Genomic DNA, 6,066 nt, shown 5'->3' with positions numbered 1-6,066 from the left:
AGAGACGAGGCCGCCCTCCGCGCCGTGTCCGGTGCGGAGGGCGGCCTCGTCCCTCCCGGCGCGTTTCTCAGCCGAGGAGCGCGTCGATCTCCTTGCCGCGGTCGGCGCGCAGAGCCTCGGCCGTGCGGCGCAGCAGGAGCGAGTCGCAGATCTCCCCGGAGCGCACGGCGAGCGTGGAGAGCAGCGAGGAAGTGATGCCGTGGGTGTGCTCCGTACCGCCCTGGAGGTAGACCCCGACGTCGACGTGATCGGCCATCAGTACGCGGTGGTCGCGGTCCACGCGCAGCCGGCCCTGGTCGTCGGCGAGGCAGTCGGCGGCGAGTTCACCGAGAAGGCTCCGGGGGTCGACGGGGCGGTAGCCGGTCGCCATGACGACGGCGTCGCAGTCCAGGGACTTCTCCTGACCGGTGGTCAGCGAACGCAGCAGGACGCGTACGCCGTCCGGTAGCTGCTCGACGCCCTGAAGGCCGGTGGTGTTGAGTATCTTCAGCCGCTCGCGACCGCTGACCTTCTCCTGGTAGTGCGTGCGGTACAACTGCTCGATCAGGTCGCCGTCCACCACCGAGTAGTTGGTGTTGCGGTGGTAGCCGTAGAGGTCCTGCTTGACGCTCTCGGGCGCGGTGAAGAAGTCGTCGACCGCGGAGGGGTCGAAGATCCGGTTGGCGAACGGGCTGTCGTCGGCGGGGCTGTAGCCGTAGCGGGTGAAGACGGCGTTGACCTCGGCGTCGGGAAAGGTCCGGTGCAGGTAGTCGACGGCCTCGGCGGCGGACTGACCCGCACCGACGACGACGAAGCGGCGGTAACGGCGGTTCGTCGCCTCCGGAGCGCGGAAGAGCAGGTCGCGGGTGTGCCACACGTGCTCGCCCTGGGTCACCCCGTCGGGGAGGCGGGGCGTGAGACCGGTGCCGACCGAGACGTTGAGCGCCCGCAGCACCTGCCGGTCGGACGGGTCCGACACGCTCTCGGACACGACCTCGACCGCCTCGACCCGGTCCCCGCCGCGCACGGGCCGTACCTCGACGACGCGCCGCCCGTAGTCGACGGCGCGGGAGAACGCCGCGGCACACCACTCGAAGTAGTCGTGGAACTCGATCCGTGTGGGGAAGAAGGTCTTCTGGTTGATGAAGTCGGCCAGTCGGCCCCGCTCCTGCAGGTACATCAGAAAGGAGAAGCGACTGCTGGGGTCCCGCATGCTGACGAGATCCTTGAGGAAGGAGACCTGCATGGTGGCCCCTTCCAGCAGCATTCCCCGGTGCCAGCCGAAGCGCTCCTGCTGCTCCACGAACCGCGCCCGGAGCGCCCGTTCGGGATCGCGGCGATTGTGGTCGGTGACCGCGATGGCCAGAGCGAGGTTGGACGGGCCGAACCCTATTCCGACCAGGTCCTGGGCGGCGCCGCCCGCGGTCTGACCACTGTCCTCGCGGCGTCCCGACATGCTGGTCCTTCCGTTGGATCCAGGACTGATCGCCACACCCGCGCGGCTCCTCGCCCACGACGAGCCACTAAGGTAAGGCGGGCCTAACTTCCCTCACTCCCTACGGGGTGTCAAGTCCACTCGAGGCCGGCCCGGATGACCTCGACGGCCGTCCGAGCCGCCTCTCACAGCGAGGGCGCGGACCCCCGGAGGCGGCGGGCGACGGGGCTCCGGCCCGAAGCGGGCGAAAACTCGTTGGCCGACCGCCGCCGAGCTGCGACGATGCTCTCTTGATTCCCAGCGGAGGGCATTTGTTCGTTTTCGTGTGTGCGGGGTGCGGCGCCGAGTTGACCGCCCCGCTGTCCCAGGTCACCCTGCCGGTCCACGCCCATCAGAAGTACGGGAACGGGATTCAGCTCCCCGTGCTCATGGAGTCGGGCACGTTCGCCGTGGACCCCGAGCCCTGGGGGCCGCCGTGGCGGAGGTGGGAGGAGTTCGATCCGGACGAGGCGGCGGCCCGTGGTGTCTACGCGCCGGTCCACGCCCTGTCCGACGGCGCGCCCGGCGCGGTCGTCATCGCACCCGGCGACGCCCGCGGCACCCTGCTGATCCCGGAGAAGGGCGGCGGCTGCTGCTGCGGCCTCGACGGGGCCGACGGCCCCAACATGGCCTGCGAGGCGTGCGGCCGGCCTGTTGCGAGCCGGATCGACGACTGCTCCCTCTGGCAGGCGGTGTGGCTCGCCCCGAGCGCCGTGCGTCGCCGACCGGTCGCCGGCGCCGGCGCCGCACCGCTCTCCTGGGCGGAGCTGAGGGCGGAGGGGAAGGGCACGCCCCCGTTCGAGCCGATCGCCACGTGGGGATCGCGGCTGGGAACGAAGCACCGGTGGTCATGGAGCCCGCGGTGGGAGGCCGCGGCCGGCCGGGCGCTCGCTCACCTGCTGGCGGCCTCGGAAGGCCGGCCGGTGACCGTCCCGGGCGGCCTGACCGGGGAGGTGTTCCAACGCGCACTCGACGCGCTGCTGCCCGCGGGTCCGCCGGCGCGGCGCGGTGTCCTGACCGTCCCGGGCGGCCTGACCGGGGAGGTGTTCCAACGCGCACTCGACGCGCTGCTGCCCGCGGGTCCGCCGGCGCGGCGCGGTGTCCTGGCCGGACCGGGACTGCCCGCCCCCGACGTGGACGCCGGCATACTCCTCGTACCGGTCCATCCGCAGACGGGGAGGACCTGGGCCCCGGCCGGGCCGGCCGCCTCGGCACATCCGGTGCCGCTGCCGTTCAGGTGTGGCTCTGGCTGGCCTTCCCCGAACCGCGTCTGCCCGTCCCCGCGTCGGGCGGCATGCCCGACGGCGTGCTCCGCGACGACCCGCCCGCGCCGCACCCCTGTCATCTGTTCCGGGCAGACCCGGCAGCGTTCCAGCGCACCCTGGTCCGGCTACCCACCGTCCGCAGCCCATGGCTGCGGGAGATCCTCGAGAACCTCACGCAGCACGTGCGCGCCGGCCTGTTCTAGCCTGGCCGGGAGTGGGTCTCGGTCCTCGACGAGCGCATCGAGACCGCGACGACAACGGTGTACGGCACCGACGCCGAACCGCCCTGGAGGACCGCATGACCCGCACCACGCCCCCGCGCCCGGTGGACATCGAAGCCGTTCTCCCCGCCCTCTCCGCCCACCGGCGTACGGCCACGCGCCTGCATCCCCGCCAGGGCGTCGCGAACGCGGAGGAAAGCTCGGTGGCCGGCCCGTTGTTGTGGCCGGCCGACGAGCCGTGGCCGGTGTGCACCGCGGCGCACACCAAGGGCACGGGCCATCGGCCTGCCGACGTGCGGCTCAAGCGCCGCGTCCTCGCCGGGGCGAGAGGGCGGGACTTCTCCGACGAGGAGCGGCGGATCCTCGCCGCCACCGGCCCCGGACGGCACGCCCCGGACCTCGGGGGCGAGCCTCTGCCGCTGTCGGCCGTCGCCCAGCTGTACACGCGGGACATCCCCGACCTCGTCGGTCCGGAAGGCCACGACCTGCTCCAGGTGTTCTGGTGTCCCTTCGAGGTCCACGGCCCCGATCGGACCATCGACGTCGTACTGAAGTGGCGGCGCTCGCACGAAGTCGGCGACGTCCTGACGGACCAGCCCGAGCCCCCGGTGGCGGGCCGCGAGGAATGCGTGCCCACCCCGTGCGTCCTGCACCCTGAACGGGTCGTCGAGCACGAGTACCTGGGCCTGCTGAGCGACGCACTCCAGGACGACATCGCCGACTGGGAGGAGGGCCTCCTGGACGACGAGGAGAACGACGAGGACGCGTACGACTCCTCCGCCCCGCAGAGCTACGCCACCTACGAGGAGTACGAGGCCGCGATGGCCGGGACACGGGCGCGGGAGGAGTACGAGGTCGACTACATGGGAGACCTGTCCATCGCACCGGGCTGGAAGGTGGGCGGCTTCGCGTCCTGGCACCTCACCGATCCCGCACCGGTCGACTGCGCGGCCTGCGGCGCACCGATGCCTCCCCTGCTCACCGTCGACAAGTGCGAGTGGGACGGCGGCTCGAGCAGCTGGCTTCCGCTCGAGGACCGCGACTCGGCCGACGACCCGGTCGTGATCGACCCGGTCGGCGTCTACCTCGGTCGCGGCCTGATGCGCATCCATACCTGCCCCGTCGACCCGACACACCGCCACCGGCTCAGCTTCCAGTAGGCCCCGCGCGGGACATCGCCGGCGCCGCGACGGTCTCGCGCACGCAGAATTGGTGACCGACGCGTCAACGCACCCTCTACAGACGTCGGTTCGGCGCGGCGGTGATGTGAGCCACTCGGCACCCCGCACCCGCGTGGCCCTCGTGCAGGCCGCGTAGCATCAGGCCCACGAAGCCAGCCCGTGCGTTCTTTTCCATCAAATGGCGTGGCGCGACGCGATATGGGTGTACGGCCAACTGCGCGTGCAGCGGCGGCCGTTGCCCGACGAGTTTCGGAGGGACTGAATGGTCCGCACTGTGGCCCCCATGGCATTGGCGATCGTCCTTACGGCCATCGGAGTACTGCACTTCATCTGGGTTTTCTCACCGTGGCCGTTCAAGGACGCGATGACGTTCACCAGGACGATCGGTGGCAGCGACGACGGCGTGATGCCACCGGGACCGAGCACCGCTCTCGTGGGTCTGGCACTGGTCGGTGGCGCTGTGCTCACCCTCATGGTCAATGAGTCCGTCCCGGGAATCGGCCCAGAATGGCTGCGGGTGGTGGGCATGTACGGCCTGGCGGCGGTTCTGCTCGCCCGGGGTGTGGGGGGATACTTCATGAACTCCGGAGCCGCCATCGAATTCCAGCGGCTGAACTCGTTCCTGTACTCACCGTTGTGTGTGGCACTCGCCGCGCTCAGCGGCATCGTCGCGGTAGCCGCGAGCAGGCGTTAGCACGTTGTCGACAAGACCCGGGCCAGGTCGCGGACGCCATCGAACCTGCCCTTCGGACGCCGGGGAGAGACCTTCTCCGACGACGTGGTCGCGGCCGCGCTGACCGACCGCCTGGTCCACCACGCCGAGGTTTTCACCCCTACCGGAGACTCCCACCTCACTCGCCGGCGGCGCGAGCTGCTGAACAAGGACAACGGCACCGGACACCGGTGAGTCACAAGGCCCACCGGCAATACAGCCGCCGGCCGGAAGCCTGAGCGCGCTGAGCCAGTCCGGCCAGGGCTTCCAGGGCAGCGGCCGTGGCCTGGACGCTGATCCCGATCTGCCGGAGTTCGTCGGTCGTCGACCTCGGCTCGGCAAAGCGGACGAGGTCGTCCAGCGATGCCGTGGCGAGGGCAGGGCATCGATCAGGGTGTCCGACAGGCTGATCACGAACGGCGGGCCGTCCTCCGGCTCTGACAGTAGCTGCCCGGACCGCGGGCGCTCGCTGGCCTCCTCATGGCTGCAGCCGGTCATGATGGCTTCGAGCCGGGCGATCGCGACGACCGGATCGATGTTCTCGAGGAAGACCACCTCGAGTTCCGCCTGCCCCGGCCCTCCAGGAGTCCGGAGGCTGCGACGGCAGCCCGATCGTCAGCGGCAGAGAAGTAGTCGCACAGCGTCACCCCGATCTACGCGGACAGAAACAGCAAGATCCCCGTGGGGTCACCATCGAGGCATACGGAAACAACGGGTTCACGTTCACTCCGAGAGGACCCAGCGGGCCGGGCGTCAACATCGTCACCATCATGAACGTGCCCAAGCGATGAATTCCCCCGTCAGGACTCCGTCCCCGCCGGACCACCGCCGATAGGGTGCGACCGTGAACATGCCACTTGCCCGGTTGACGGGACTCCTGCCCCGCCCCGCCCGCCAGGGGGTGGGGGGCGGTGGAGCAGGAGCCCGGCGTCCGGCTGCCGCATGACTACATCTCACCCGGTAACCGCTTGATTCCCTGGGCGACCACCGACAACGGCGAGTACCTCTTCTGGCTCCTGCGCCCCGGTCAAGATCCGGACGAATGGACCATCATGATCAATGAAGAGGGAGGCGAGGAATGGGAAAGGTACGCGATGACGGTGACGCGATTCCTGCCCCAGGTACTCGCGGGCGAAGTGCGCTCAGAGGTTCTGTGGAGCCGGTTCCCCGAAGAGGTGCACAGCTTCCGCCCGGCGCTCAGCCTCCAGGACTGAGCACCGCGTAGGGCCGTGAC

The 6,066-nt window shown here is 70.4% G+C and carries 5 protein-coding genes and 1 pseudogene; 5 read left to right on the top strand and 1 reads right to left on the bottom strand.

The window, feature by feature from the left end; all coding sequences use genetic code 11:
* Window positions 1-67: 67 nt before the first annotated feature.
* The gene (locus tag IE136_RS07580) at window positions 68-1,435 is read right to left on the bottom strand and encodes a lysine N(6)-hydroxylase/L-ornithine N(5)-oxygenase family protein (protein ID WP_189599888.1); all 1,368 of its coding nucleotides are present in this window, start codon (window positions 1,433-1,435) and stop codon (window positions 68-70) included.
* Window positions 1,436-1,725: 290 nt separating this feature from the next.
* On the opposite strand from IE136_RS07580, the pseudogene IE136_RS07575 reads away from it, so the two are divergent.
* From IE136_RS07575 to IE136_RS07555, 5 genes and pseudogenes are all read left to right on the top strand, one after another.
* A pseudogene (locus tag IE136_RS07575) lies at window positions 1,726-2,921 on the top strand (hypothetical protein).
* Window positions 2,922-3,016: 95 nt separating this feature from the next.
* Window positions 3,017-4,099, top strand: a complete 1,083-nt coding sequence (locus IE136_RS07570; protein WP_189599887.1) for a hypothetical protein — start codon at window positions 3,017-3,019, stop codon at window positions 4,097-4,099.
* Between the two features lie 304 nt (window positions 4,100-4,403).
* Window positions 4,404-4,814 carry a DUF3995 domain-containing protein gene (locus tag IE136_RS07565; RefSeq protein WP_229818692.1) on the top strand — a complete coding sequence of 137 codons (411 nt, stop codon included), beginning with the start codon at window positions 4,404-4,406 and terminating at the stop codon, window positions 4,812-4,814.
* A 45-nt stretch (window positions 4,815-4,859) separates the two neighbouring features.
* Window positions 4,860-5,027 (top strand): ATP-binding protein, encoded by a 168-nt coding sequence (locus tag IE136_RS07560; protein ID WP_269783604.1) that lies wholly within the window; start codon window positions 4,860-4,862, stop codon window positions 5,025-5,027.
* A 716-nt stretch (window positions 5,028-5,743) separates the two neighbouring features.
* Window positions 5,744-6,046, top strand: a complete 303-nt coding sequence (locus tag IE136_RS07555) for a hypothetical protein (RefSeq protein ID WP_189599886.1) — start codon at window positions 5,744-5,746, stop codon at window positions 6,044-6,046.
* Window positions 6,047-6,066: the final 20 nt, after the last annotated feature.

It is taken from the genome of Streptomyces lateritius, assembly GCF_014649715.1.
In the GTDB taxonomy this organism is placed as follows: domain Bacteria; phylum Actinomycetota; class Actinomycetes; order Streptomycetales; family Streptomycetaceae; genus Streptomyces; species Streptomyces lateritius.
The sequence above is the reverse complement of the archived record's forward strand: the minus strand, read 5'-3'. Positions and strand labels throughout refer to the sequence as shown.

What these genes read in the sequence shown, in the direction of transcription:
- IE136_RS07580 (WP_189599888.1), bottom strand. Translation starts at nt 1,435, where the DNA reads ATGTCGGGACGCCGCGAGGACAGTGGTCAGACCGCGGGCGGCGCCGCC.
- IE136_RS07570 (WP_189599887.1), top strand. Translation starts at nt 3,017, where the DNA reads ATGACCCGCACCACGCCCCCGCGCCCGGTGGACATCGAAGCCGTTCTC.
- IE136_RS07565 (WP_229818692.1), top strand. Translation starts at nt 4,404, where the DNA reads ATGGCATTGGCGATCGTCCTTACGGCCATCGGAGTACTGCACTTCATC.